The 23283-nt window shown below is 73.5% G+C and carries 21 protein-coding genes and 3 pseudogenes; 12 read left to right on the plus strand and 12 right to left on the minus strand.

Features of this window, described 5'->3' with window-relative positions; genetic code table 11:
• Positions 1 to 6: 6 nt before the first annotated feature.
• Positions 7 to 537, minus strand: coding sequence for a GNAT family N-acetyltransferase (locus KIF24_RS02230; RefSeq protein ID WP_221082542.1), 531 nt, complete (start codon positions 535 to 537; stop codon positions 7 to 9).
• Between the two features lie 216 nt (positions 538 to 753).
• Here KIF24_RS02230 and KIF24_RS02235 point away from each other — a divergent pair, with 216 nt between their 5' ends.
• From KIF24_RS02235 to groL, 3 genes are all read left to right on the plus strand, one after another.
• Positions 754 to 957 carry a cold-shock protein gene (locus KIF24_RS02235; protein WP_221082543.1) on the plus strand — a complete coding sequence of 68 codons (204 nt, stop codon included), beginning with the start codon at positions 754 to 756 and terminating at the stop codon, positions 955 to 957.
• Between the two features lie 127 nt (positions 958 to 1084).
• Complete coding sequence (locus KIF24_RS02240) at positions 1085 to 2128, plus strand: hypothetical protein (protein ID WP_221082544.1); 1044 nt, start codon at positions 1085 to 1087, stop codon at positions 2126 to 2128.
• A gap of 275 nt (positions 2129 to 2403) precedes the next feature.
• The gene (gene groL / locus KIF24_RS02245) at positions 2404 to 4026 is read left to right on the plus strand and encodes a chaperonin GroEL (protein ID WP_221082545.1); all 1623 of its coding nucleotides are present in this window, start codon (positions 2404 to 2406) and stop codon (positions 4024 to 4026) included.
• 54 nt (positions 4027 to 4080) lie between these two features.
• Here the strand turns inward: groL and KIF24_RS02250 are convergent, their stop codons facing one another.
• The 4 genes from KIF24_RS02250 to KIF24_RS02265 form a co-directional block, all read right to left on the minus strand.
• Complete coding sequence (locus KIF24_RS02250; protein WP_407939887.1) at positions 4081 to 4317, minus strand: hypothetical protein; 237 nt, start codon at positions 4315 to 4317, stop codon at positions 4081 to 4083.
• A 73-nt stretch (positions 4318 to 4390) separates the two neighbouring features.
• A complete protein-coding gene (locus tag KIF24_RS02255) occupies positions 4391 to 5344 on the minus strand; it encodes a GNAT family N-acetyltransferase (protein WP_221082546.1) in 954 nt (317 codons plus the stop codon).
• Positions 5345 to 5431: 87 nt separating this feature from the next.
• Positions 5432 to 5584 carry a hypothetical protein gene (locus KIF24_RS02260; RefSeq protein WP_221082547.1) on the minus strand — a complete coding sequence of 51 codons (153 nt, stop codon included), beginning with the start codon at positions 5582 to 5584 and terminating at the stop codon, positions 5432 to 5434.
• A gap of 74 nt (positions 5585 to 5658) precedes the next feature.
• A complete protein-coding gene (locus KIF24_RS02265) occupies positions 5659 to 6198 on the minus strand; it encodes a helix-turn-helix domain-containing protein (protein ID WP_230414805.1) in 540 nt (179 codons plus the stop codon).
• A gap of 57 nt (positions 6199 to 6255) precedes the next feature.
• Here KIF24_RS02265 and KIF24_RS33780 point away from each other — a divergent pair, with 57 nt between their 5' ends.
• Both KIF24_RS33780 and KIF24_RS02270 read left to right on the plus strand, forming a co-directional pair.
• On the plus strand, positions 6256 to 6555 hold the full coding sequence (locus tag KIF24_RS33780; RefSeq protein ID WP_269440565.1) for a benzoate/H(+) symporter BenE family transporter: 300 nt from the start codon (positions 6256 to 6258) through the stop codon (positions 6553 to 6555).
• 17 nt (positions 6556 to 6572) lie between these two features.
• A complete protein-coding gene (locus tag KIF24_RS02270; protein ID WP_331461013.1) occupies positions 6573 to 7436 on the plus strand; it encodes a benzoate/H(+) symporter BenE family transporter in 864 nt (287 codons plus the stop codon).
• A 61-nt stretch (positions 7437 to 7497) separates the two neighbouring features.
• On the opposite strand, the pseudogene KIF24_RS02275 reads toward KIF24_RS02270, so the two are convergent.
• A pseudogene (locus tag KIF24_RS02275) lies at positions 7498 to 9982 on the minus strand (S8 family serine peptidase).
• Positions 9983 to 10132: 150 nt separating this feature from the next.
• On the opposite strand from KIF24_RS02275, the gene KIF24_RS02280 reads away from it, so the two are divergent.
• Both KIF24_RS02280 and KIF24_RS02285 read left to right on the plus strand, forming a co-directional pair.
• Positions 10133 to 11956 (plus strand): glycerol-3-phosphate dehydrogenase/oxidase, encoded by a 1824-nt coding sequence (locus KIF24_RS02280; protein ID WP_221082548.1) that lies wholly within the window; start codon positions 10133 to 10135, stop codon positions 11954 to 11956.
• A gap of 82 nt (positions 11957 to 12038) precedes the next feature.
• Positions 12039 to 12566 carry a hypothetical protein gene (locus KIF24_RS02285; RefSeq protein ID WP_331460986.1) on the plus strand — a complete coding sequence of 176 codons (528 nt, stop codon included), beginning with the start codon at positions 12039 to 12041 and terminating at the stop codon, positions 12564 to 12566.
• A gap of 40 nt (positions 12567 to 12606) precedes the next feature.
• Here KIF24_RS02285 and KIF24_RS02290 read toward each other — a convergent pair whose 3' ends face one another.
• The gene (locus KIF24_RS02290) at positions 12607 to 14007 is read right to left on the minus strand and encodes an FAD-binding oxidoreductase (RefSeq protein ID WP_221082549.1); all 1401 of its coding nucleotides are present in this window, start codon (positions 14005 to 14007) and stop codon (positions 12607 to 12609) included.
• A gap of 69 nt (positions 14008 to 14076) precedes the next feature.
• Here KIF24_RS02290 and KIF24_RS33785 point away from each other — a divergent pair, with 69 nt between their 5' ends.
• Positions 14077 to 14454, plus strand: coding sequence for a DUF4031 domain-containing protein (locus KIF24_RS33785; protein WP_221082550.1), 378 nt, complete (start codon positions 14077 to 14079; stop codon positions 14452 to 14454).
• 186 nt (positions 14455 to 14640) lie between these two features.
• Here the strand turns inward: KIF24_RS33785 and KIF24_RS02300 are convergent, their stop codons facing one another.
• The gene (locus tag KIF24_RS02300; protein WP_221082551.1) at positions 14641 to 15279 is read right to left on the minus strand and encodes an HD domain-containing protein; all 639 of its coding nucleotides are present in this window, start codon (positions 15277 to 15279) and stop codon (positions 14641 to 14643) included.
• A gap of 155 nt (positions 15280 to 15434) precedes the next feature.
• Here KIF24_RS02300 and KIF24_RS02305 point away from each other — a divergent pair, with 155 nt between their 5' ends.
• Together KIF24_RS02305 and KIF24_RS02310 are read left to right on the plus strand one after the other, a co-directional pair.
• Complete coding sequence (locus KIF24_RS02305; protein WP_221082552.1) at positions 15435 to 16694, plus strand: FUSC family protein; 1260 nt, start codon at positions 15435 to 15437, stop codon at positions 16692 to 16694.
• 57 nt (positions 16695 to 16751) lie between these two features.
• A complete protein-coding gene (locus tag KIF24_RS02310) occupies positions 16752 to 18203 on the plus strand; it encodes a PrsW family intramembrane metalloprotease (protein ID WP_221082553.1) in 1452 nt (483 codons plus the stop codon).
• Between the two features lie 11 nt (positions 18204 to 18214).
• Here the strand turns inward: KIF24_RS02310 and KIF24_RS02315 are convergent, their stop codons facing one another.
• Positions 18215 to 18382: a hypothetical protein gene (locus tag KIF24_RS02315; RefSeq protein ID WP_221082554.1), complete on the minus strand. Its 168-nt coding sequence runs from the start codon at positions 18380 to 18382 to the stop codon at positions 18215 to 18217.
• An 82-nt stretch (positions 18383 to 18464) separates the two neighbouring features.
• Positions 18465 to 18803: a GroES family chaperonin gene (locus tag KIF24_RS02320; RefSeq protein ID WP_221082555.1), complete on the minus strand. Its 339-nt coding sequence runs from the start codon at positions 18801 to 18803 to the stop codon at positions 18465 to 18467.
• Between the two features lie 74 nt (positions 18804 to 18877).
• On the opposite strand from KIF24_RS02320, the gene KIF24_RS02325 reads away from it, so the two are divergent.
• Entirely contained in the window at positions 18878 to 20263 is a 1386-nt protein-coding gene (locus tag KIF24_RS02325) for an AI-2E family transporter (protein ID WP_331461014.1), read from the plus strand.
• Positions 20264 to 20390: 127 nt separating this feature from the next.
• On the opposite strand, the pseudogene KIF24_RS34255 reads toward KIF24_RS02325, so the two are convergent.
• A pseudogene (locus KIF24_RS34255) lies at positions 20391 to 21068 on the minus strand (ATP-dependent DNA helicase); the annotation flags it as partial.
• 156 nt (positions 21069 to 21224) lie between these two features.
• A pseudogene (locus tag KIF24_RS34260) lies at positions 21225 to 22630 on the minus strand (ATP-dependent DNA helicase); the annotation flags it as partial.
• Between the two features lie 137 nt (positions 22631 to 22767).
• On the opposite strand from KIF24_RS34260, the gene KIF24_RS02335 reads away from it, so the two are divergent.
• The gene (locus KIF24_RS02335; RefSeq protein WP_221082556.1) at positions 22768 to 23274 is read left to right on the plus strand and encodes a DUF402 domain-containing protein; all 507 of its coding nucleotides are present in this window, start codon (positions 22768 to 22770) and stop codon (positions 23272 to 23274) included.
• Positions 23275 to 23283: the final 9 nt, after the last annotated feature.

Consider the following 23283-nt stretch of genomic DNA (forward strand, 5'->3'; position numbering starts at 1 on the left):
CGACGCCTACGCCGCGCGGCGCATCTGGAGTTCGCGGAGGGCGGGAATCCTCGGGTGCGGGACGCGCACGCCGGTGTCCACGAAGCCGAGCCGCTGGTAGGCCCGGTAGGCGCGGTCGTTGCCCACCACCACCTCGAGCATCAGTTCGTCGCGCCCGCAGGCCCGTGACCATGCGGCGACCCCGGCGACCAGATCGGCGAGCAGGCCGTTGCCTCGCCAGGCCGGGGTGAGGTAGACCGCGTAGAGCACGGTCAACCCGGGCTCTGTCGGGTGTGCCATCCCACCCGCGTGCCCGACCAGCCGACCGCCCGGGTCCGCCACGAACTGTGCCGTGTGGGTGCCGGCCGAGACCTGGGCGATCCGGGCGGCGTACTCGGCGTGCGGGCGGGCTGCCGCCTCGGCGATCGTCTCCAGGAAGGCCAGCGGTGCGTCGGCGAGCATCTCCAGGCGCAGCGCCCGCATCCGGGCGGCGTCCGCCGGCTCGACCCGGCGGACGGGTGCCCGCCGCATGCCGGTTCCGTCGGTGACACTCGTCATGCCCGGATACTTATCACAATGACGGACGACGATGCCGAAGGGCTGCAATACGTCCGATTTGTGGTCGTGCGCCTCCGTCACGCCTCGTGTACCGTGCGATTTCGGTCACCCGTTTCAGTGGTCGTCGCCGATTGCCGAGACCGGTGGTTCCGGGTCGTCGGCGCGTGCGTCGGCGACCCGAAGTAGTGGCACGCCGCGCAGAGTGAGGACAAGACCGTGGCACAGGGCACCGTGAAGTGGTTCAACGCCGAGAAGGGCTACGGCTTCATCGCCGTCGACGGCGGGCAGGACGTCTTCGTCCACTTCTCCGCGATCGAGATGGACGGCTACAAGGCGCTGGACGACGGCCAGCGGGTGGAGTTCGAGATCGCCCAGGGCCAGAAGGGCCCACAGGCCGAGCAGGTACGCCTCATCGCCTGAGGCAGGTCCCCACCCGCCGACCGATCGCCGGCCAGGGGCGGCGTGATCGTGGCCGGAGGGGGGCTGCGGTGCGGACGCCTCACGAGGGAAGATCATGGACCGATCCGGCCATCGCTGAGGAGCGTCCATGTCCGACCAGCCACCCCCGGCGGGTCCGTCCTCGCCCACCCCCGGCGAGTCTCCCGGCACGCCGCCGGCCTGGGGCGGTCATCCCGCCGGCCCGGCGCCCGGCCAGCCGCCCCACGCCGCGGTGCCGCCCTATCCGGGCCAGCCGCCCTACCCCGGTCAGCCGGCCTACGGCTGGTACCACCCGGGCGGGTACGGGCACGATCCTTCCGATCCGCTGGTGACCCCGCCCGGGGCGGGGCTCGGCGCCTGGTTCGCGCGTTGTGCGGGGGCGGCCCGCCGGGGCTGGCGCCCGCTGCTGCCGATCCTCGTGCTCACCCAGGTGCTGCCCGGGGCGGTGCTGTCGGTGCTCACGCTGGCCGTCGATCCCTCGGCACGCTGGGACGCCGAGCTCGCCGGTGATGCCGCCGCGCTGCCCGCGACCTTCTGGACGGACCTGTCCACGCTGCTGGTCGTCCTGCTCGGCGGCAGTCTGCTTCTCGGCCTGGTGCAGTGCCTCGGCTGGGCCGCCGGCACCTGGGTGATCGCCCGGCAGGCGGCCGGCGAGCCGGTCACTGCCGGCGCGGCCCTGCGTTACGGCCTGCGCCGGGCGCCCGGACTCTGGGGTTGGTCGCTGCTCGTCGTGCTGATCGTCGGCATCGGGTTCTGCCTGTGCTTCCTGCCCGGCGTCTACGCGGCGTTCGCGCTCGCCATGGCCGGCCCGGTGTACCTGTTCGAGCGGCGGGATCCGATCGGCCGGTCGCACCGGATGCTGCGCGACCGGCTGGGGCTGCTGCTCGGCCGGGTGGCGCTGGTGGCCGCCGCCGTGATCAGCGTCTCACTGGTCACGGGCCTGGTCGAGTCGGTGGCGATCCTGCCGTTCGGCGCCACCGCGCTCGACTCGCCGGGCACGGCGGTGGGAGTCGTCCTCACGATCGTGGTGGTGTCGGTGTTGACGCTGCCGGCGTACCTCGCCCAACTGGTCGGGCTCGTCGTCACCTACGCCGAGCAGCGTGCCCATGAAGGCCCGGTCAACGGCGCGCAACTGGCCGCCGAACTCGGCTGACCCGGGCCATCGTGCTTGCACTCGGCAGGGCAGAGTGCTAAACAAGTCATTGGCACTCGCATGGCGTGAGTGCCAACTGGTCGGGACGGTGGGGCTGCGGTCGCGCTCGTGACATAACCACGGGTGGGGCACGTGGCCGGTCGTCGCGGGCTATCCGGCCCGGCCGAGGAGACGTCGCCGTCGCCAGGTGGCGACGTCCCAAGGTGCGTACACCAGACGGCCCATCCGGGGCACACACTCGGGTGGCCCGTGAGTGTCCAGGAGGACAACGCCGTATGGCCAAGATGATCGCGTTCGACGAAGAGGCGCGCCGCGGCCTCGAGCGGGGCATGAACCAGCTCGCCGACGCCGTAAAGGTGACCCTCGGCCCCAAGGGCCGCAACGTCGTGCTCGAGAAGAAGTGGGGTGCCCCCACCATCACCAACGATGGTGTGAGCATCGCCAAGGAGATCGAGCTCGAGGACCCGTACGAGAAGATCGGCGCCGAGCTGGTCAAGGAGGTCGCCAAGAAGACCGACGACGTGGCCGGTGACGGCACGACGACGGCGACCGTCCTGGCCCAGGCCCTCGTCCGCGAGGGTCTGCGCAACGTGGCCGCCGGTGCCAACCCGATGGCCCTGAAGCGGGGCATCGAGGCCGCGGTCGCGAGCGTCTCGGAGGAGCTGCTGAAGCTCGCCAAGGACGTCGAGACCAAGGAGCAGATCGCCTCCACCGCCTCCATCTCCGCTGGTGACAGCAGCGTCGGCGAGATCATCGCCGAGGCGATGGACAAGGTCGGCAAGGAAGGCGTCATCACCGTCGAGGAGAGCAACACCTTCGGCCTTGAGCTTGAGCTCACCGAGGGTATGCGCTTCGACAAGGGCTACATCTCGGCCTACTTCATGACCGACCCGGAGCGTATGGAGGCCGTCTTCGACGACCCGTACATCCTGATCGCGAACAGCAAGATCTCGTCGGTCAAGGATCTGCTCCCGATCCTGGAGAAGGTCATGCAGGGCGGCAAGCCGCTGCTGATCATCGCCGAGGACCTGGAGGGCGAGGCCCTGGCCACCCTGGTGGTCAACAAGGTCCGCGGCACCTTCAAGTCGGTCGCCGTCAAGGCGCCGGGCTTCGGTGACCGCCGCAAGGCCATGCTGACCGACATCGCCATCCTCACCGGTGGCCAGGTCATCAGCGAGGAGGTCGGCCTCAAGCTGGACGCCGCCGGCCTCGACATGCTGGGCCGTGCCCGCAAGGTCGTGGTGACCAAGGACGAGACCACGATCGTCGACGGTGCCGGCGATGCCGAGCAGATCCAGGGCCGGGTCAACCAGATCCGGGCCGAGATCGACAAGAGCGACTCCGACTACGACCGGGAGAAGCTGCAGGAGCGCCTGGCCAAGCTGGCCGGCGGTGTTGCGGTGATCAAGGTCGGCGCGGCCACCGAGGTCGAGCTCAAGGAGCGCAAGCACCGTATCGAGGACGCGGTCCGCAACGCCAAGGCCGCCGTCGAGGAGGGCATCGTCCCGGGTGGTGGCGTCGCGCTGGTGCAGGCCGGCAAGACCGCCTTCGACAAGCTCGACCTGGCCGGCGACGAGGCGACCGGTGCGCAGATCGTCAAGATCGCGCTGGACGCTCCGCTGCGGCAGATCGCCGTCAACGCCGGCCTCGAGGGCGGCGTCGTGGTCGAGCGGGTCCGCAACCTGGATGCCGGTCACGGCCTCAACGCTGCCAGCGGCGAGTACGTCGACCTGCTGGCCGCGGGCATCATCGACCCGGCCAAGGTGACCCGTTCGGCGCTGCAGAACGCCGCGTCGATCGCCGCGCTGTTCCTCACCACCGAGGCCGTCGTGGCGGACAAGCCGGAGAAGACCCCGGCCGCCCCGGCTGGCCCGGGTGGCGGGGACATGGACTTCTGAGTCCAGCTCCAACCGCAAAGGGGCGGTCCGCGTCAGCGGACCGCCCCCTTTTCGCTATGTCGGCAGCGGTCGCTGGTTCCGTCGCTTCTGCGCCCGGTCGTACGGCGGGCGGTGCGGAACCGGTTCGTCCACCAGGGTGACCGGTTCCTCCGGCGGCTCACTCGCTCCGGTCATCTCCGCGAGCTGCGCGGCGTCGCCGTAGTCGAGCCGGTCGATCGCCAGTTGGTCGGGGAGTTCGTGTACCGGGGTCCAGGTGACCGGCGGCGCGTCCTGGGTCTGATCGTCCTCCATGGTCATGCTGCCTCCTCTACCCGAACGGTAGGGGGCGTCGATGACCCGGGCGGGCGAATGGCAGATTCAAGAACTATTGGCTGTCTGCCGTCTCCGTGGTTCGGAGCGGCTTCCGGTAGAGAAAGAACACCCGCTCGATACGGGCGCCCGCGCTACCCGAATAGAAGGGGATCGGCCCGACCCAGCCAATCTGCGCGGCCTCGACTCCCGCCGCCCGCTGGTCGCGCAGACAGCGACGCAGGAGGACGCCGCCGATGCCCGACCCTTCGGCGGCGGGCGCGGTGCCCATCGGTCCGAACCAACTCGGCCGGGACGACCCGTACGCCGCAAAGCCGAGCACCTCACCGTGGCGTTCGGCCAGGTGGCAGCCGGCGTCGGGGCGGCCGAGCGAACCGGCCAACTCGGCATCCCAGGTGCCGCCGAAGGTCGCCTGGGCGAACGCGGCGAGCGCCGGCAGGTCGGCCGGCTCCGCGCGGCGTACCGTCACCGCCTGCCCGGCCAACCGGGCCTCGGCGACCTCCGTCGACCGCAGCGCCGGCGACCCGTCGTCCGACAGGTCGGCGGTCATGTTCCAGGCGGTACGGTCCTGCCGGTAGCCGAGCGCGAGCGCGAGACAGACGGCCGGGGTGTAGCGCACGTCAATGCCCGGCCAGGCATAGTGCGGCGGGTTTCCGGCGAGCAGCACCTCGCCTGCGCCGAGGTCGGCCAGCGCCCGTTCGGCGTGCCCGAGCAGGGCCCGCCCGACGCCCCGCCGCCGCAGCCGCGGCTCCACCGCCAGCAGATCCACGTGCCCGACTCGCCCGTCAGCGGCGGAGAGGGAGCTGATCAGTACGCCGACCAGCTCTTCCTCCCGGTGGGCACCGAGCACCCGTACCGTCCGGTCGGCGGCGGCCCGTGGCCAGAGCGTCGCCACGAGCGGCCCCGCCTCGGCCGCGTCCTCCGGCAGGTCGAGCGCCCGCCGGCAGAGTGCCGCCACCTCGGGCGTCTGCTCGACGGTCAACTCGGCGATGCTGATCCCGGCGTCCATGGCTGCCGACCCTAGATCAAATCAGGCGCCGGTGTCAGTCCTGACCGGCGTCGCCTCCCATCATCGGCGGTCAGCGCGGCCCGACGGTCAGGATTGACCGGTGACGTGAACGGCCCCGCAGCACAGGGCCACGACGAGGGCCGGCACGCCGAGCAGGATCAGCAGCGCCAGGCCACGCCACCGGGCTGTCGAGGGGAGCGGGAGGGGAGTCGCCGTCGCCGGGGAACGACCGTCATCCATGAGTCCGCAAGATAGCAGTTCCAGGCTTCCCCGAATTTATGATCTCCGGTCTGGTCAGCCGCGAGGTGTGCGGATCAGCAGGCTCGCCTCGACCTCTTCCGTGCCGACCGCGGCGTAGAAATGAGGGGTGTCGGCGGCCCAGGAGACGTGGTCGCCGGGGCCGGCCGACAGGGCGCGCCGACCGGCCCGACCCGGGCCTGGCCGCGGAAGACGGACAGGTGCTCGGTCGCGCCGGCCGGGTGGGCGGGCGAGACCTGCTCGACGCCGACGACGATGCGCAGGGCGAACAGCTCGTAGGTGGCGGCCGGCTCCTCGAAGACCTCCAGCAGCGTCGACACCACCGCCTCGCCCCGCACCGGTGAGGCGGCCGTGGCCGGGGCGCCGCGGTCGAGTGTCAGCGCGCTCATCGGCACACCGAGTGCGGCGGCGATCGCGTAGAGGGTCTCCAGTCGCGGATCGCGGGTGCCGTTCTCCAGTCCGGACAGGGTCGCCTTTCCCACGCCGGCCAGGCGGGCCAGTTCGGAGAGGGTCAGCCCGCGCGTTTCACGCAGCCCGCGCAGCCGCCGGCCCACTGCCGGCCCCTGGTGCTGGGGGCTTGTCCCGCGCGTGGTCATCTGCGTATGGTGCCACCCGGCGTCCGTTCCGTTTACGGAACGACGGGAGGAGCGCTGATGGATTGGGTACGACCGGTCGTCGCCGGCCTGCTGAGCGCGATCGTGGGCTACGCGAGTTCGTTCACGCTCGTGCTCGCCGGGTTGCAGGCCGTCGGCGCCAACTCGGCCCAGGCCGCCTCGGGCCTGCTCGCCACCTGTCTCGGCATCGGGGTAGCCGGCGCGGTGCTGACCCTGCGTTACCGGACGCCCATCGCGATCGCGTGGTCCACGCCCGGCGCGGCCCTGCTCGTCGGGGCCGGCCCGGTGGCGGGCGGCTTCCCACGGCCGTCGGTGCCTTCCTGGTCTGCGCGGCGCTGACCGTGGTCGCCGGCCTGGTGCCGTGGTTGGCGCGCGTGATCGCGGCCATCCCGCGGCCGGTCGCCGGTGCGATGCTTGCCGGCATCCTCGTGCCGCTGTGCACGGCTCCGGTCCAGGCCCTGGTGGACGTCCCGGCACTGGCGGTGCCGGTCATCGTTACCTGGGCGGTGCTGCTGCGCTTCGCGCGCGGCTGGGCGGTGCCGGGCGCGCTGGTCGCGGCGGTGGCGGCGATCGGCCTGACCGGGCAGCACGCGGGCCTCGCCGACGCCACGCTGCGACCCGCCCTGGCCTGGACCGTCCCCACCTTCGACCTCGGTGCCATCGTCGGCCTCGCACTTCCGTTGTTCCTGGTCACCATGGCCGGCCAGAACGTACCGGGCGCCGCGGTCCTGTCCAGCTACGGGTACCAGGCACCACTGCGGCCCGCGCTGGTCACGACCGGTCTGGTGAGCGCGGCTGGTGCCCTGTCCGGCGGCCACCAGGTAAACCTCGCCGCCATCACCGCCGCCCTGACCGCCGGTCCCGAGGCCCACCCCGACCCGCGCCGGCGCTGGATCGCCACCCTGGCCCTGGCGGGCGGCCAGGTGCTGCTCGGGATCGGGGCGGGCGTGGCGACCGCGCTCGTGTTGCTCTCCCCGCCGGTGCTGGTGATCGCCGTCGCCGGCCTGGCCCTGCTGCCCGCCCTCGGCTCGTCACTGGGCAACGCCGTCTCCGACCCGGCCATGGTGTTGCCCGCTGTGGTGACGTTCGTCGTCACCGCGTCGGGCGTCGCCGTGCTCGGCATCGGCGCCGCGTTCTGGGGCCTGCTCGCCGGCCTGGCCGCCTTGCTGGTGCTGCATCGCCGTCGGCCCACAGCCGATGCTGTGCCGCTTCCCCGGTGATCGACCCTGCCGACGGTCGATCGCCCGCCGATCCCGGTCACCGCTCAGCATGCCCCGCGCGTCAGCTGCGGGCGGCTGAGACGGCGGCGTAGGCGTCGACCAGCCCGGCGCCGACGACGTTCCCCGTGCCGCCGCACTCGTCGGTCTGGTTCCGAGATCGGTGGCTGGCCTCGACCGGGGTGGCCGTCTCGCGCAGGATGCGCCGGGTTCGATCGAGGTCACCGACGAGTTCCGGGTTGGCCGACCACATCAACGCCACCACGCCGGCCACCTGCGGGGCGGCCATCGACGTGCCGTCGAGCACCGCGTACCCACCGCCGGGCATCGCGGAGAGGACGTCGGCCCCCGGCGCCATCAGGTCCGGCTTGGTCACCCCGCCGGCCGCCGGGCCGCGGGAGGAGAAGGCGGTGACCCGACGCCGGCCGTCCACCGCGCCCACCGTCAGCACGTCCGCGTACGGCGCGGGCGGGTCCTGCACCGAGCCGCAGAACGGGCCGGTGTTGCCGGCAGCCGCGACGACGAGGATCCCGGCCGCCTCCAGCGCCTCGGTGGCCGGCCGCAGGGTCCGTGGGTCGCAACCCTCGATCGGCGGGCAGCCCCACGAGTTGGTCAGGATCTCCGGCGCCCGGGCCGGCCGGCCCCGGATGAAGGGGTCCCCGCCGGGCGGAAAGGGCGCCAGCATGAACTGGAGACAGTCCAGGTAGTACGCCGGGCTGCCGAGATTGCGGTCGAGATTGACGCAGCCGACCCACTGCGCACCGGGGGCCACGCCGATGCCGCCCCGGCCCACCGCGCTGCCCGTCGTGTGGGTGCCGTGCCCGCTCCGGTCGGTCGGCGTGCGGGTGGCGTTCCAGGGGTCGAACCACGAATCGTCGCCACCCCGGAAGCCCTCGGCCAGGCTCGGGTGTTGCCCGTCCACCCCGGAGTCGGAACTGCCCACGGTGATCCCGGCACCGGTGACCCCGAGTCCGGACCAGACCCGGTCCGCACCGATCATCGTGATGTTCCACGGCGGGCCGGTCGGGGCGGTCGCGCCGCCGGCGCCGCGACCGGGGGCGCCGGCAACGGGCGCAGCCGCTGGCTCACCAGCACCCGCGCCGCCTCGGGGCGGCCGGCCAACCAGGCCCGCACCCCCGGTCCGCCAGCTACCTCCACACCGTTGACCAGGTAGTAGGGGGTGTGGTCCAGCCGCAACCGGCGTAGGTCCCGCCGTAGGTCGGCCTGGGTGCGCTCGGCGGTGTCGACCAGTCGTCGGTAGACCTCCCCGACGCGGGCGTCCCGCCCCGCCCTTCCCGGCCCGCCGGTCAGGTCGGTGAGGTCGGCCTGTTCCCGCAGCACCACGAAGAGCCGCTCACCGTGCAGTCCCGGCTGGCCGGCGGTGGCACCGACCAACCCGACGGTGAGCAGCAGAGCCAGGGCGGTCGCCGCGGCCACCGCCCGGCGCGGCGGACGGGCCGCCGGGCGGGCCAGCAGCAGGCCGTACGCGGTCGCCAGCAGGAGCCCGGCGGCGAGCCTGGCGCCGGCGGCGACCGCCACCCAGAAGGGCACGTCCCGCGCGCCGACCAGCAGCAGACTGATCTCCTCCGGATCGGTGAAGGCGAGCGGACCGAACATGCCGAGCCCGACCAGCCAGGCGGTCGGTGTCCGGTTGGTGGCCCCGGCGGCGCGGTGACTCAGGGCGCGCAGCGCGGCCAACGCGAAGCCCGTCGGTGGCAACGTCACCAGCAGCGGCAACTGGGCGCCGGACTGGCCGCCGCCGGCACCGACCAGCAGCAGCACCACCCCGGCCACGAGGCCGCCCACCAGCACCAGCCGGGCGGGCCGGGGCGGCTCGCCGACCTCGAACCGCCCCCAGAACCGAGCGTCCAGCAGCGCACCGGCCAGCACGCCGACCGCCGCCGCGGCCAGTCCGGCGAGAACGGTCTCCACCAGCCCGCCGAGCGCGCCCAGCCAGACCCAGGGGAGCAGCAGGGTCAGCCCGGCGGCCAGGGCGAGCAGGGTCACCACCGAAGGGCGCACGTTGGAGCGCGGCGCCCGTTCGTCCGGACCGCCCGCGCGCTCGTCCGGACCGCCCGTATGCCGGCCGGGTTCGCCGTCGGGCCGCCCGGGTCCGCCATCCGGCCGGCCGGGACCGAGGACGTGGTGCGACAACCGGCTCGCGGCCAGGGCCAGCAGCGTGGCCGTCACGGTCAGCGCCGCGAGGTACGCCTCGTGGTGCACCGGGGGGATGGCCCGCAGCAGTCCGAGCACGGCGAGCACGAGCGCCCCGGCCAACCACAGCCGGCCGGCGACGCGGACCGCCGCCGAGCGGGGATCAGGGCCAGTGGCAGGGCCGCGGCACCGATCAGTGGCACGGCGAGCAGGCAGACCACCGGCCAGAGCGGCACCCACCGGTCCATCCCGCCGATCAGCAGCACCTGGTCGACAGCCCAGCCGCCGGTCTGCGATCCGATCGTGACCGCGACCACCCAGCAGCCACCGAGCACCGCCAAGAGCACCGCCCATGGGCTGCCGCCTCGGCCGGGTGTGGAGTAGTCCGCCCGCATCCGCACACCTTACGAGGTGGGTGGCCGGCCGGAGGGCTCGCTCGCGTCTCATCGGCAGGGCAGGCGGATGAGCGCGGGGCGCCGCGGAGCACCGCCCGGCCGGACGGGCGCGGCATGTCACCGGCCGGCCGGTAGGGCTACCGTGGACGGGTGCGCGATCCACACGTCCTACGGTCCGTCGCCGGGCAACTCTCGCCCTCCCGCCGCACCGCCGACCTGCGCAGGCTGCGGGCCGAGCGGTTCGACGTGCTCATCATCGGTGGTGGTGTGACCGGCGCTGGCGCGGCCGTCGACGCCGCCTCCCGGGGCCTGAAGGTGGCGCTGGTGGAGGCGCGCGACTTCGCGGCCGGCACGTCCAGCCGGTCCAGCAAGCTGATCCACGGCGGCCTGCGCTACCTGGAGCAGCTGGAGTTCAACCTGGTGCACGAGGCCCTCACCGAGCGGGGCCTGCTGGCCACCCGGCTGGCACCGCACCTGGTGCGTCCGGTGCCGTTCCTGGTGCCGCTCCCCGCCGGGCAGGGCATACGCGATCTGCCCGGCCGACTGTTCCGCCGGGCCTACTACGGGGCCGGGGTGGCCGCGTACGACGCCTTCGCCGGCCTCTTCGGTGGTGGCCGTGGAATGCCGCTGCACCGGCACCTGAGCCGGGAGGGTGCCCGCCGGGTCTTCCCGAGCCTGCGCTCCGACGGGCTGGCCGGTGCGATCCGCTACCACGACGGCCAGGTCGACGACGCCCGCCTGGTGATCACCCTCGCCCGCACCGCCGCCAGCCTGGGGGTGACCGTGGTGAGCAGCACCCGGGCGGTCGGGCTGATCCGACAGGCCCGGGAGGTCACCGGGGTCAGGGTCCGTGACCTGGAGGCACCCGCCGGTTCCCCGGAGGCCGAGTTCGAGGTACGCGCCCGCACGGTGATCGCCGCCACCGGGGTCTGGACCGACGACATGTCCCGGATGCTCAACGATGTCGGGCTGCGCCGGGGCATCCGGGTCCGGGCCTCCAAGGGTGTGCACCTGGTGGTGCCCCGATCGGCGATCACCGGCGAAGCCGGCCTGATCCTGCGCACGCCCAGCAGCGTCCTGTTCGTCATTCCGTGGGGTGGACACTGGATCATCGGCACCACGGACACCGACTGGCGGCTGGACCGCTCGCACCCGGCGGCCTCCGCCAGCGACATCGACTACCTCCTCCGGCAGGTCAACGCGGTGCTGGACCGGCCGCTCACCACCGCCGACATCGAGGGCGTCTACGCCGGGCTGCGCCCGCTGCTGGCCGGCGAGGCGGACTCCACCTCCAAGCTCTCCCGGGAACACGCCGTCATCGAGCCGATGCTCGGCCTGCTGCTGGTCGCCGGTGGCAAGTACACGACGTACCGGGTGATGGCCGCGGACGTGGTCGACCGGGCCGTCCGCCGGCTCGGCGGGCAGCGGCCGTCGCGCACCGCCGACCTGCCGTTGCTCGGCGCGGACGGGTACGCGGCCATGTGGCGGGACCGGGCCGACCTGGCCCGCCGCCACGGGGTGCCGGTGGGGGTGGTGGAGCACCTGCTGGAGCGTTACGGCAGCCTGACCCTCGACCTGCTCGCCCTGATCGACGCCGACCCGCTGCTGGCCTCCCCGCTGGCGGGCGCGCCGGAGTACCTCGCCGCGGAGGTGACCTACGCAGCCCGGGCCGAGGGTGCGTTGCACCTGGAGGACGTGCTGACCCGGCGTACCCGGATCTCGATCGAGACGAGCCATCGGGGCCTGGAGTCGGCCGGGCACGCGGCCGAACTGATGGGCGCGGTGCTGGGCTGGGGCGCCGCCCGCCGGACGCGGGAGGTGGCGCACTACCGGGCCCGGGTGGAGGCCGAACGGCAGTCGCAGCTGATGCCGGACGACGCGACCGCCGACGCGGCGCGGCTGGGCGCTCCGGACGTGCGGGGCTATGCCGCGGACCGGGGTGTCGACGACGGCGCGGCCGGCCTGGCCCGCTGACGGATCCATTCTGGAGATCGCAGCCGATGGATATCCATCCAGCCGGTTACGTTCGCTACCTACGGTGGGGTAAGTTCCGCGCGTGATTGCGCTTTCCCAGTCACGGCTGGCCGCCCTGTCCGTCACCGCCCTCCTGGCGGTCGTTCTCACTGGCTGCGCGCCGTTCGGCGGTCAGGCCGAGTCGCCGGAGGCGGCGAGCACACCGGTCGACGGTCCGCCCGAGGTCGGGGGCGCCGCGACCGCCGGCAGCGGGCGGGTCAGCCTGTTGCAGAACCTCGGCACCGACGGCCCACTGCGCACCCTGAACGTGGCACCGGACGGCCGCTGGGAGTGCGTCGACTGCGCGGGTGACGGGGTCACGTCGACCGGTGCGCTCACCGGGGAGCAGCGCGAGCGGTTGCAGTCGCTGCTCGCCGAACCGGCCCTGGCCGAGGAGACCGACGAGGCGCGCGGATACCGGGTCACCTGCATCGGCTCCCTCACCTCCAGCCTGCTCACCTCGGCCGGCCTGATCACCTCGCAGGACTGTCCCGGTGAGGAGCGACCGCCCGTCGCCGAGGAGATCATGCTGCTCCTGACCCAGAACACGCCCGCCGAACTGGTCGGCTGAGGCCGCCCTTGCGGGGGGGCCAGTCCGGTCGGCGACGAGGTCAGAGCACCTTGCCGGGGTTGAGCAGGCCGGTCGGGTCGAGTGCGGTCTTGATCGCCTGATGCACCCGGATGCCCACCGGGCCGATCTCCCGGGCGAGCCAGTCCCGCTTGAGCAGGCCGACACCGTGTTCGCCGGTACAGGTGCCGCCGAGGTCCAGGCCGAGCCGCATGATCTCGTCGAAGGCCCGCCTGCCGCGCTCCAGGCTGGCCGGGTCGGCTCGGTCGACCACGATGTTGGGGTGCAGGTTGCCGTCACCGGCGTGACCGACCACGCCGATCGGCACCCCGCACTCGGTCGCGATCCGGGCCACCCCGTCGAGCAGCGCGGCGAGCGCGCCCCGGGGCACCGCCAGGTCGTCGATGATGAGGCCGCCGTTGCCGCTCGGGTAGGCGTCCGCGGCGTACTTCTCCATGGCCGGATGGGCCAGCCGTCGGGCTTGCAGCAACGCGGCGGCCTCCAGCGCGTCGGTGGCCGCGTACACCTCCTCGGCACCGGCCGCCTCGCAGACGGCCGCCAGCGCGGCCAGGTCCGCTGCCGCGCCGGTGCCGGTGTCCGCGGCGGCCAGCAGCAGCGCCTCGGCATCGGTGCGCAACCCCATCGGCTGGTACGCCTCGATCGCCCGCAGGTGGGTACGGTCGAGCAGTTCGAGCAGGCTGGGGGAGAGCCCCTGGGCGGCGATCCGCGCCACCGCCTCGCCGGCCTCGGCCGTGGAGCCGAAGACGGCCACCAGGGTCAACGACTCCGCCGGGGCGGGCCGCAGCGCCACGGTCACCTCGGTGATCACTCCGAGGGTGCCCTCGGAGCCGACGAAGAGCCGGGTGAGGTCGTACCCGGCCACCCCCTTGGCCGTACGCCGCCCGGTGCGTAGCACCTCGCCGGAGGCGAGCACCACCTCCAGGCCGAGCACGTACTCTGCGGTCACGCCATACTTGACGCAGCACATGCCGCCCGCGTTGGTGGCGATGTTGCCGCCGATCGTGGACGACTCCCACGACCCGGGGTCCGGCGGATACCACAGGCCCTGCTTGCCGACGGCGGCGGTGAGTACGGCGTTGACCACCCCCGGCTGGACCACCGCGGTCCGGGTCACCGGGTCGATCTCCAGGATCGCGTCCATCGCGATGGTGCTGATCACCACCGCACCGTTGACGGCGTTCGCCGCGCCGGCAAGTCCGGTGCGGGCACCCTGTGGCACCACCGGCACGCCGTGCCGGCCGGCCGCCCGGATCACTGCGGCCACCTCCGCGGTGCTGCGCGGCCGGGTCACGACCAGCGGTGTTCCCGCCGCGCACAGGTCGGCCTCGTCCCGCGCGTGGGCGCGGAGCAGATCCGGGTCGGTGTGGACCGCCTCCGGCCCGAGGGCGGCTCGCAGTTCGTCGAGGAGCGGGGAGGTGGCCATGCGGCCGAGGCTACGACCGGCCAGCGATGATCACCAAGCTGGGGGTCGTCGCCGGGTACGGTGGCTGCCGTGATCTACGTCGACCGGCCGGCCTGGCCGGCGCGGGGTCGGCTCTGGTCGCACCTGATCAGCGACGTCGCCCTCGCCGAACTGCACGCGTTCGCCGAGACGCTGGGCGCGCCCAGGTGTGCCTTCGACCGGGACCACTACGACATTCCCGCGGAGCGCTTTCCGATGGCGGTCTGGCTGGGCGCACGCGTCGTCCCGAGCCGCGACCTGGTCCGCCTCCTCCGCAACGCCGCCCTCCGCCGCCCCAAACACCTCACCCCCGCCTCCACCCCGCCGCCCCGCCACCCCGCCGCCGCCCCCGCCGCCGCCGTCGATCATGCAGTTGTGGCACCTCCCAAAAAGGTAGAAGGCGACAAAGCACCTGCCACAACTGCATGATCGACGGGGCAGGGCAGGGCAGGGCGGGGCGGGGCGGGGCAGGGCAGGGCGGGGCGGGGCGGGGCGGGGCGGGGCGGGGCAGGGCAGGACGGGGCAGGACGGGGCAGGGCAGGACGGGGCAGGGCGGGGTGGGGCAGGGCGGGGGTGGGGCAGGGCGGGGGTGGGGCAGGGTGGGGGTGGGGGGTGTTAGGGGGTGAGGGTGGTTAGTTCGCGGGTCAGGTTGGTGCGGGCGCGGTTCGTCCAGGAGGTGGCCAGGGCGGGGACGCGGTACAGGGCGGGGAGGGCGAGCAGGCCGGAGAGGACCCGGGCGCGGCCGGTCCGGTAGTCGGGCTCGGGCACGTGGGCGTACTCCCGCCGGATCGCGGCGGCGTACCGGTCGTACTCCGGCTCGGGTGCGGCCAGCACTGCCAGGTCGGCGTCGCAGAGCAGCCCGCCGGCACTGTCCGCCGGCTCCACCACGTGCCCGGCGGTGAGCAGGACCAGGCGGCCCACCTCGGCGACCTCGGCAGCGGGCAGCCCGGTCCGGGCGAGCAGGGTGCCGGCGAGCACCGCGCTGTCGCGTTCGTTCCGGTCGCCCGGCACGCGGGGGTCGTACACCGCGTCGTGGCACCACGCGGCGAGTCGGACCAGGTCAGGTCGCGGCGCCGTCGAGGCGTACCGGTCGACCACGTCGAGCACCGCGGCCAGGTGCTCGACCGTGTGGTAGTGCCGATGCGGCTCCCGCCACCGCCTGACCAACTCCTCCCCGGCGACGTCCACCGCGGCCGGGTCGGTCGACCCGGCGGCCAGAGCGGCCGTTCGCCACCGTTCGATCAGCTCCGTCACCTGGCCGAGTCTGCCCGACCTGACCCATGCCGCACCGGATGCCGCATCCCGTAGCGGCCACCGGCTCGCTCGCGGGGAAGACCCGGACGGAGGGCGTCGAGCGGACGTGCCGCGTCGGCGAGGAATGTCCCGGCGGGTGGAGGGTAGTCCCGGCCATGGCGGTGGGCCGGAACCGACGATTTCCGCTGCTGCGTCGTGCCACGCGCGACCGCCGGCCCGACCTGGATTCGGCCCGGATCGCCGAGACCGTGGCGCAGCTGCACCGCCGTGGCAGGGCCACCCTGCGTGACCGCCTGCACCGGGTGCGGCTGTCGCTCGGCCTGGCCGCGCAGGCGGGCCTCGCGGCCGGGCTGTCCTGGGTGGCCGCACACGAGCTGCTGGGCAACCCGCAACCGGTGTTCGCCCCGATCTCCGCCGTCGGCACCCTGGCCGTCTCGGTTGGCCAGCGATTCCGCCGGACGGTGGAGCTGATCCTCGGGGTGGGCGTCGGGGTGTTGGTCGGCGACCTGCTGATCTACTTCCTCGGCACCGGACCCTGGCAACTCGGGCTCATCGTCACCGCCGCCATCGTGCTGACCGTCTTCGCCGGGGGCAGCGTCGCCATCGTCATCCAGGCCGCGGCGACCGCGGTGCTGATCGTGACGCTCAGCCCGTCGGTCGGGGACGTGGAGATACCCCGGTTCATCGACGCGCTCGTCGGTGGCAGCACCGCGCTGCTGGTCACCGCGTTGCTGCTGCCGCTCAACCCGCTACGGGTGCTCAACCGGGCCGCCCGTCCGGCGCTGGACCTGCTCGCCACGCAGCTCGACACCACCGCGAACGGCCTGCGGGACCGGGACCGGGACCGGATCCAACAGGCGCAGGACCGGCTGCGGGACAACAAGCAGGAGCTGGCCACCTTCAGCGAGGCGATCGAGGGGGCGAAGGAGACCGCGCTGCTCTCCCCGGCGCGCTGGCACCGGCGCAGCGAACTGACCCACTACGCGGAGGCGGCCGACCCGATCGACCGGGCGATGCGCAACAGCGGCACGTTGATCCGCCGGGCGGTCACCCTGGTCGAGGATTCCGAGCCGATCCCGGAACCGATGCCCGACGCGGTCGCCCACCTCGCCGAGTCGGTCCGGCTGTTGCAGCGGGAGTTCGCCCAGGGTGAGGAGCCCGAGCAGGCCCGGGAGCGGTCACTTCGCGCGGTCAGCGAGGCCGGCCGGGCGTACGGCGAGGGGGTCGGCTTCTCTGGCAGCGTGGTGGTGGCTCAGGTGCGCACCACCGCCAGCGATCTGCTGGTGGCCTCGGGGATCAGCCAGGAGGAGGCCAACCGGCTGGTGCGGCAGTCCTTCGGCGAGCAGGACCGACCGGGGGCACCGGCCGGGCCGGAACCGGCCGTCAAGCCGCCCGCCGCGCCGGCCGTGGGCTGAGTCGGCGGGGCGGCGGATGCCCCGACCGGCCGGGCCGCGGGTGACTACGCTGACCGCATGGTCGACACCCCGCCCGGCGGATCGCCGTCGCCGTCGCCGTCCGTGGCCGCCGCACCAGGCGCGGGTTCCGGCGTACCAGGAATGCCACGCCGCCGCCTCAGCTGGCGGCGGGCGCTGGTCCTGACCGGGGTGATCGTGCTGATCGCGGCCTGCGCGATCTTCATGCTCTTCACGCTCGGCACTAGCCTCGGCCCGGAGGCGCTGCTGGTCGGTGCCGCCGCCGCGGTGCTGCCGGTCCCGGTGCTGGTGGCCTGCTTCCTCTGGCTCGACCGGTACGAACCCGAACCGCTCAAGTATCTGATCTTCTGCTTCGCCTGGGGTGCCTTCGTATCCACGGCGGCGTCGCTGACGGTCAACGAGACGGCCGCCGGCTGGTTCGAGGACCAGGGGCTGCCGGTCGCGCTGACCGCCGTGCTGGTCGCGCCGTTCATCGAGGAGTTGACCAAGGCGCTCGGGCCGATCCTGCTGCTGATCTTCCGGCGGCGGGAATGGTCGGGCATCACCGACGGCCTGGTCTACTGCGGGCTCTCCGCGATCGGATTCGCGATGGTGGAGAACATCCTCTACCTGGGTGGCTACGGTTACGCCTCGGGCGTCGAGGAGTACGGCCCGGCCACCGGGGCGCAGCAGGTCTTCGCCATCTTCATCGTCCGGATCCTGCTGTTCGGTTTCGCCCATCCGCTGTTCACCTCGATGACCGGTGTGGGCCTCGGCATCGCGGCCCGCTCGGCGGACCGGCGGGTCCGGTTCTTCGCCCCGGTCGCCGGCCTGCTGCTGGCGATGATGCTGCACGGGACGTGGAACCTGCTGCCGACGCTGACCCAGGCCACCGGAGAGGTGCTGATCTCGCTCTTCGGGTTCGTCGGAGTGATGGTGCCGATCTTCTTCGGCATGGTCGGCCTGGCGGTGTGGCTGCGCGCCTGGGAGGGCCGGCTCACCGAGCGGATCCTGCCGGACTACGTCCGGGCCGGCTGGCTCAGCCCGCCGGAGGTGGCCGCGCTGAGCAGCCTCGGCCGGCGGCATGCGGCCCGGGTGTGGGCCCGGCGGGTGGGTGGTGACGCCGGCCTTCGGGCGATGCGCGCCTACCAGTTCGCGGCGACCCGGCTCGCCCTGCTGCGTGACGGCGCGACGCGGGGCCTGGATCGCCGCCCCGTCGACCGGGAGCGGACGGCGCGGGAGGAACAGGAACTGCTCGACTCGATCACCGCCTACCGGTCGTTCTTCGTGGGCCGTGACCCGCAGTCCCCGGTCGGAGTCTGGGACGGGCGCCGCTATCACCTGCGCTTCCCCGACGGATCCCAGCGCCCGGTGGAGGCACCCGAGGAACCGGTGGTGCCGATCCCGGTGGTGCTCGTCCCACCGCCTCCACCACCGTCGTTCCCCGGTTACGGCCCGCCCGGCTGGTACGGTCCGCGTCCCGCGGCGCCGTGGCCGCCCGGTCAGCCCTGACCGGGCGGGCCTCAACTCATCAGGCTGGTGAGAAAGTCGCCGAGCCCCTGGGCCATCATCATCAGGGCCGCTCCGATGGCCTTGAACAGCTGCGCGGCCCCCTCCGGCCGGAACGCCATGAAGTAGATCAGGAACGCGAGGCTTCCCCAGGCCAGCACCTTCTTCACGAAAACCGGCATCGTCCCTCCCCAGAGCCGGTGGTGCGGCTGGCTTCCCGCCGGGGAGCGCGGCAAACGGCTGCCGGGTCGAGGGCCCGGAATCTCAGAGGTAGAGCCCGGTGGCGCTCTCCTCGACCCGCTCGGCGGCGACCGCGTGCACGTCGCGCTCGCGCAGCAGCACGTAGCCGCGGCCGTGCAGCTCGACCTCGGAGCGATCGTCGGGGTCGAAGAGCACCCGGTCGCCGGAGACGATCGCGCGTACGTGCGGACCGACGCCCACCGCGATGGCCCACGCCAGGCGTTTGCCCACGGCCGCGGTGGCGGGGATCACGATGCCGGCGCTGGAGCGCCGTTCGCCGTCGCTGCCCTCCAGCCGCACCAGCACCCGGTCGTGCAGCAGCCGGATGGGCAGGCCGGAGTCGAGATTCGGGTCGGCTGTCACGCCGCAGACGCTACCGTGTCCTTTCCGGCCCGCCGCCGGTGGTCAGCGGGGTTGGCGCGCTGGCCGGCGGGGCAATGGGTGGCGGAGCCGCTCTACCGTCAGCGTTCGGGCGTATCCTGTCCGCCCTGACGCGGTGCGCGGGCCAGATCTTGCCGGAGGTGCGCTTGAGCCGATTCGAGCGGATGCGCGGGCGCCTGCGTCGCGCGTACGAGTCAGGACGCGAGTCGGTCCGCGCCGGGCGCGACACACCGGCCGACGTCCCCGAGCCGGCCGAGACGGCCCCGCCGTCGAGCCCGGGGCCGGCCGCACCGCCGACCGCGACGGTGGTCGGTGCGGAGCCGCCGGCCGCGCTGCACAACTCCACCTCCAGCCGTGACGACGCGGACGTGCCCCACGCCCTGCGGATCGCCGCCGCCTGGTCGTGGCGGCTCATCGTCGTCGGCATCGTGTTCTGGGCGCTGCTGAAACTGGTCGGCACCATCAGCATCGTGATCATTCCGCTCGCCGTGGCGCTGCTGCTGTCGGCGTTGCTGGCACCCGCGGTCGGCTGGCTGCTGCGGGCACGCCTGCCGAGGTCGTTGTCGACCGCCGTGGTGCTGGTCGCCGGGCTGGCCGCGGTGATCGGCACGCTGACCCTGGTGGTCAACGAGTTCATCAAGGGCGTACCGGAACTGGCCGCCAAGTCGACCCAGGGCCTGCAGCAGATCCAGGAGTGGCTCAAGACCGGGCCGTTGCACCTGTCGGACAACGACCTCGACCGATACCTGGAGGAGAGCCAGCAGTGGGTCGACAACAACACCGAGCGGTTCACCAGCGGTGCCCTCTCCACCGCGGCCACCCTGGCCGAGGTGCTGACCGGGGCGGTGCTGGTCCTCTTCGCCACCTTCTTCTTCCTGCGTGACGGCAACCTGATCTGGCGTTTCATGGTGCGGCTGCTGCCGGTCGGCGCGCGCTGGAAGGTCGACGACGCCGGCCGGGCCGCCTGGGCGACCCTGGTCGCGTACGTCCGGGCGACGGTGCTGGTCGCCTTCATCGACGCCGTCGGCATCGGCACCTTCCTGGTCATCTTCGACGTGCCGTTCGCCTTCCCGCTGGCCGCCCTGGTCTTTCTGGGGGCGTTCATCCCGATCGTCGGTGCGACGCTCTCCGGCGGCGTGGCGGTGCTGGTCGCGCTGGTCGACAGCGGGCCGGTGACCGCGTTGATCATCCTCGGTGTGGTGATCGGGGTGCAGCAGGTGGAGGGGCATATCCTCCAGCCACTGATCATGGGCAGGGCGGTGGCCATCCACCCGCTCGCGGTGATCATCGGCCTGGCCGCCGGCGTGGTGCTCGCCGGGATCACCGGTGCGCTGGTTGCCGTCCCGCTGATCGCGGTGCTCAACACGGCGGTTCGCCGGCTGGCCGCCCGCAGCGTCCCCGACACGCCGCCCGACGCGGTCGTCGTCGCCCGCGCGCCCTGACCCCGTCGCGCTCCGTGGGGGTGCCGCCGCCCCGGCACCCACCTCGCACGCGGCGCTGGGCTACGGCCTGGCCGGCGGTCGGCCGCTCGGGTGGCGGCGGGGGCGCGACCGGTGAACCACCGGTGGCTCAGTCCGTCGCGAGCCGGGTCAGAGCGCCCCGGACCACCTCGGGTCGGGTGGTGTACCAGAACGGGGGTAGCGAACGGCGCAGGAACGGGCCGTAGCCCCGGGCCGTCTCCAGCCGGGAGTCGAGCACCGCCACCACGCCCCGGTCCCCGGTGGCCCGGATCAACCGGCCCACCCCCTGCGCCAGCCGGACGGCCGCGATGGGGACGCTGACCGCGGCGAAACCCGAGCCGCCCTGCGCGTCCACCGCCGCCGCCCGCGCCGCGGCGAGCGGTTCGTCGGGTCGGGGGAAGGGCAGCCGGTCGATGACCACCAGTTGACACGAGTCACCCGGCACGTCCACCCCCTGCCACAGCGACATCACCCCGAACAGGCAACTCGACCGTTCCTCCCGGAACCGCCGGACCAGCAGCGGCAGCGCCTCCTCTCCCTGCAGCAGCACGGGCAGGTCGGTCCGGTCGCGCAGCAGCTCCGCGGCCTGCTGCGCCGCCCGCCGGGAGGAGAAGAGCCCGAGCGTACGCCCGCCCAGCGCGGTGACCAGCGTGAGCAGTTCCTCTCCGGCGGCGTCGGGCAGCCCGGAAACCCCGGGTCGGGGCAGGTGCGCGGCGACGTAGAGGATCCCCTGCCGGGGATAGTCGAACGGCGAGCCGACGTCCAACGACCGCCACCCGAGGCCGGAGTCCGCGAGCTCACCGGGCTGGCCCGCCTGCCGGCCCCCGTTGGCACCGGCGGCCGTGGCGGCGCCCACCGGACGTGCCGAGCCGGACGGTGCCGCCCCGTCCCCGGCTCTGCCCTCGTCGGGGCGGCGCTGCCCGAGGCACCGCCAGGCCCGCTCGGCCGCCGGGTGGCGTCGGCCAGGGCGGCGGCGGCCGGCGACGGCGGGGTGGGCGGGGGCGCGTCGAGGCCCAGGGCCCGGGCGACCGTGTCGAACCGGCCGCCCAGCGCGAGCGTGGCCGACGTGGCGACCACGGTCCGCTCGTCGTAGAGGTGGGTGGCGAGGGTGCCGGCGACCGAGAGCGGCGCCACCACCAGTGCCCGCCGTCCGGTGGCGTCGTTGCGCTCCACCCACGCCACGTCGTGGTCCGCCTCCTCCAGCAACCGCTGGGCGGTGGTCGACAGTTCGTCGAGGACGGCCTTGGCCTGCTGCTTGCGGACCGGATCGGGGTCGTCGGCCTTGATGTCCCCGAGGCTGTCCAGGGCCGCGCGGGTCGCGGCGTCCAGCAGCGTGCAGGACTCCCGCAACGGTTCCGGCAGGCCGCTGGTGATCCGCCCCACCGGAGCCTCGGCCAGCCCGACCGCGAGGGCGTCGCCGGACGCGGTCAGCGCCTCGGCCGTCTCCGGCCGCAGCAGCGGACGGGCCCGCCGGGCGGACCGGTCGATCAGCTCCGGGGTCAGCTCCGCCTGGGCGGCCGAGGAGACCCGGTCGGCCAGTTCGTGGGCCTCGTCGACGACGAGCAACCGGTGTGGCGGCACGATGTGTCGACCGGCGAGCATGTCGACCGCGAGCAGGCTGTGGTTGGTGACCACGATGTCGGCCTCCCGCGCCCGCACCCGGGACGCCTCCGCGAAGCACTCCGGGCCGTACGGGCAGCGGTTCGCGCCGACGCATTCCCGGGCGGGCATGGAGACCAGCCGCCACGCCTGGTCGTCGACGCCCGGATCCAGCTCGTCACGATCACCGGTGTCGGTGTCCACGGCCCAGTCCCGCAGGCGCTGGATCTGCTTGCCGAGCCGGCCGGCCTCACCGAGCCAGCGGGTGCCGCCGCCGGGACGCTGGACCGGGGCGTCGAAGAGGGTGTCCTCCGGTTCGTTCTCGGCGGAGTTCTCCAGACGGGCCAGGCAGAGGTAGTGGTGCCGGCCCTTGAGCACCGCGAACGTCGGACGCCGTCCGAGCATCGGTTCGACCGCGTCGGCCAGCCGCGGCAGGTCGTGCTCGACCAGCTGGGCCTGCAACGCCAGGGTGGCGGTGGAGACCACGACCGGGCCGTCGACCGTCAGGGCCGGGGCGAGGTACGCGAGGGACTTGCCGGTGCCGGTGCCGGCCTGCACCAGCAGGTGTTCGCGGGCCGCCACGCACTCCTCGATCGCCGCGGCCATCTGCTGCTGGCCAGGGCGGGCCGCGCCGCCGGGCACCGCACCGACCGCGGCGGCCAGCAACCCGGCCCCACCCGGCCGGTCGCCCCGTCGGCGTGCCTTGTCACGGGTGGTGCCGGGGCCGGTGGCGGTGTGGGGCGCAGTCACCGTGGCACGGTACCCGCCGGGCCCGACGTGGTCCGTACCGAACGGCCGTGTTGCGGCGTCACGGCACGGAATACCTCCTCCTCGTCCGGTAACTTCCCGACGGCGACGCGTGGGCGGAATCGGTTAGGGTGCGACTCATGCCGAGCGACGTGGTCCGTGTGGTCTACCGCAAGTACGACGGCAGCGCGCACCGCGACTACCCGGCCCGCCGCCTGGCCGAGGACGACCTCGGCATCTGGCTCGGGGTGCCGGCCGGCACCAGCTCGGTGTACCACGGCCGACCCTCGGTGGAGCAGATCCCCTTCGTGCTGCTGGTGCCCCACCATGCCTGGTGGACCGGCATGTTCAACCCGCCGCCGCGGACCAGTGAGGTCTACTGCGACATCGCCAGCCCCGCCCGGTGGGAGGGCGAGGACACGGTGCACCTGATCGACCTTGACCTGGACGTGGTCCGCCGCCGCGAGACCGGCGTGGTCGAGCTGCGCGACGAGGACGAGTTCGCCGAGCACCGGGCCCGCTTCGGCTACCCCGACGAGCTGGTGACGGAGGCCGAAACGGCGGCACGGTGGCTGCTCGGCGCGCTCGGCGACGGCACCGAGCCGTTCGCCACCTCGTACCGAAAGTGGCTGGCCCTGGTGGTCTGAGCGCACCGC

Origin of the sequence: Micromonospora tarapacensis, assembly GCF_019697375.1 — a bacterium.
GTDB lineage: Bacteria > Actinomycetota > Actinomycetes > Mycobacteriales > Micromonosporaceae > Micromonospora > Micromonospora tarapacensis.

Excerpts from the sequence above, each read along its gene's own strand:
- KIF24_RS02315 (WP_221082554.1), bottom strand. The coding sequence starts at position 18,382 with ATGCCGGTTTTCGTGAAGAAGGTGCTGGCCTGGGGAAGCCTCGCGTTC.
- KIF24_RS02250 (WP_407939887.1), bottom strand. The coding sequence starts at position 4,317 with ATGGAGGACGATCAGACCCAGGACGCGCCGCCGGTCACCTGGACCCCG.
- KIF24_RS02230 (WP_221082542.1), bottom strand. The coding sequence starts at position 537 with ATGACGAGTGTCACCGACGGAACCGGCATGCGGCGGGCACCCGTCCGC.
- KIF24_RS02240 (WP_221082544.1), top strand. The coding sequence starts at position 1,085 with ATGTCCGACCAGCCACCCCCGGCGGGTCCGTCCTCGCCCACCCCCGGC.
- KIF24_RS02305 (WP_221082552.1), top strand. The coding sequence starts at position 15,435 with ATGGCGGTGGGCCGGAACCGACGATTTCCGCTGCTGCGTCGTGCCACG.
- KIF24_RS33780 (WP_269440565.1), top strand. The coding sequence starts at position 6,256 with ATGGATTGGGTACGACCGGTCGTCGCCGGCCTGCTGAGCGCGATCGTG.
- KIF24_RS02335 (WP_221082556.1), top strand. The coding sequence starts at position 22,768 with ATGCCGAGCGACGTGGTCCGTGTGGTCTACCGCAAGTACGACGGCAGC.
- KIF24_RS02260 (WP_221082547.1), bottom strand. The coding sequence starts at position 5,584 with ATGGATGACGGTCGTTCCCCGGCGACGGCGACTCCCCTCCCGCTCCCC.
- KIF24_RS02255 (WP_221082546.1), bottom strand. The coding sequence starts at position 5,344 with ATGGACGCCGGGATCAGCATCGCCGAGTTGACCGTCGAGCAGACGCCC.
- KIF24_RS02325 (WP_331461014.1), top strand. The coding sequence starts at position 18,878 with ATGGGTGGCGGAGCCGCTCTACCGTCAGCGTTCGGGCGTATCCTGTCC.
- KIF24_RS02290 (WP_221082549.1), bottom strand. The coding sequence starts at position 14,007 with ATGGCCACCTCCCCGCTCCTCGACGAACTGCGAGCCGCCCTCGGGCCG.
- KIF24_RS02265 (WP_230414805.1), bottom strand. The coding sequence starts at position 6,198 with ATGACCACGCGCGGGACAAGCCCCCAGCACCAGGGGCCGGCAGTGGGC.
- groL (WP_221082545.1), top strand. The coding sequence starts at position 2,404 with ATGGCCAAGATGATCGCGTTCGACGAAGAGGCGCGCCGCGGCCTCGAG.
- KIF24_RS02310 (WP_221082553.1), top strand. The coding sequence starts at position 16,752 with ATGGTCGACACCCCGCCCGGCGGATCGCCGTCGCCGTCGCCGTCCGTG.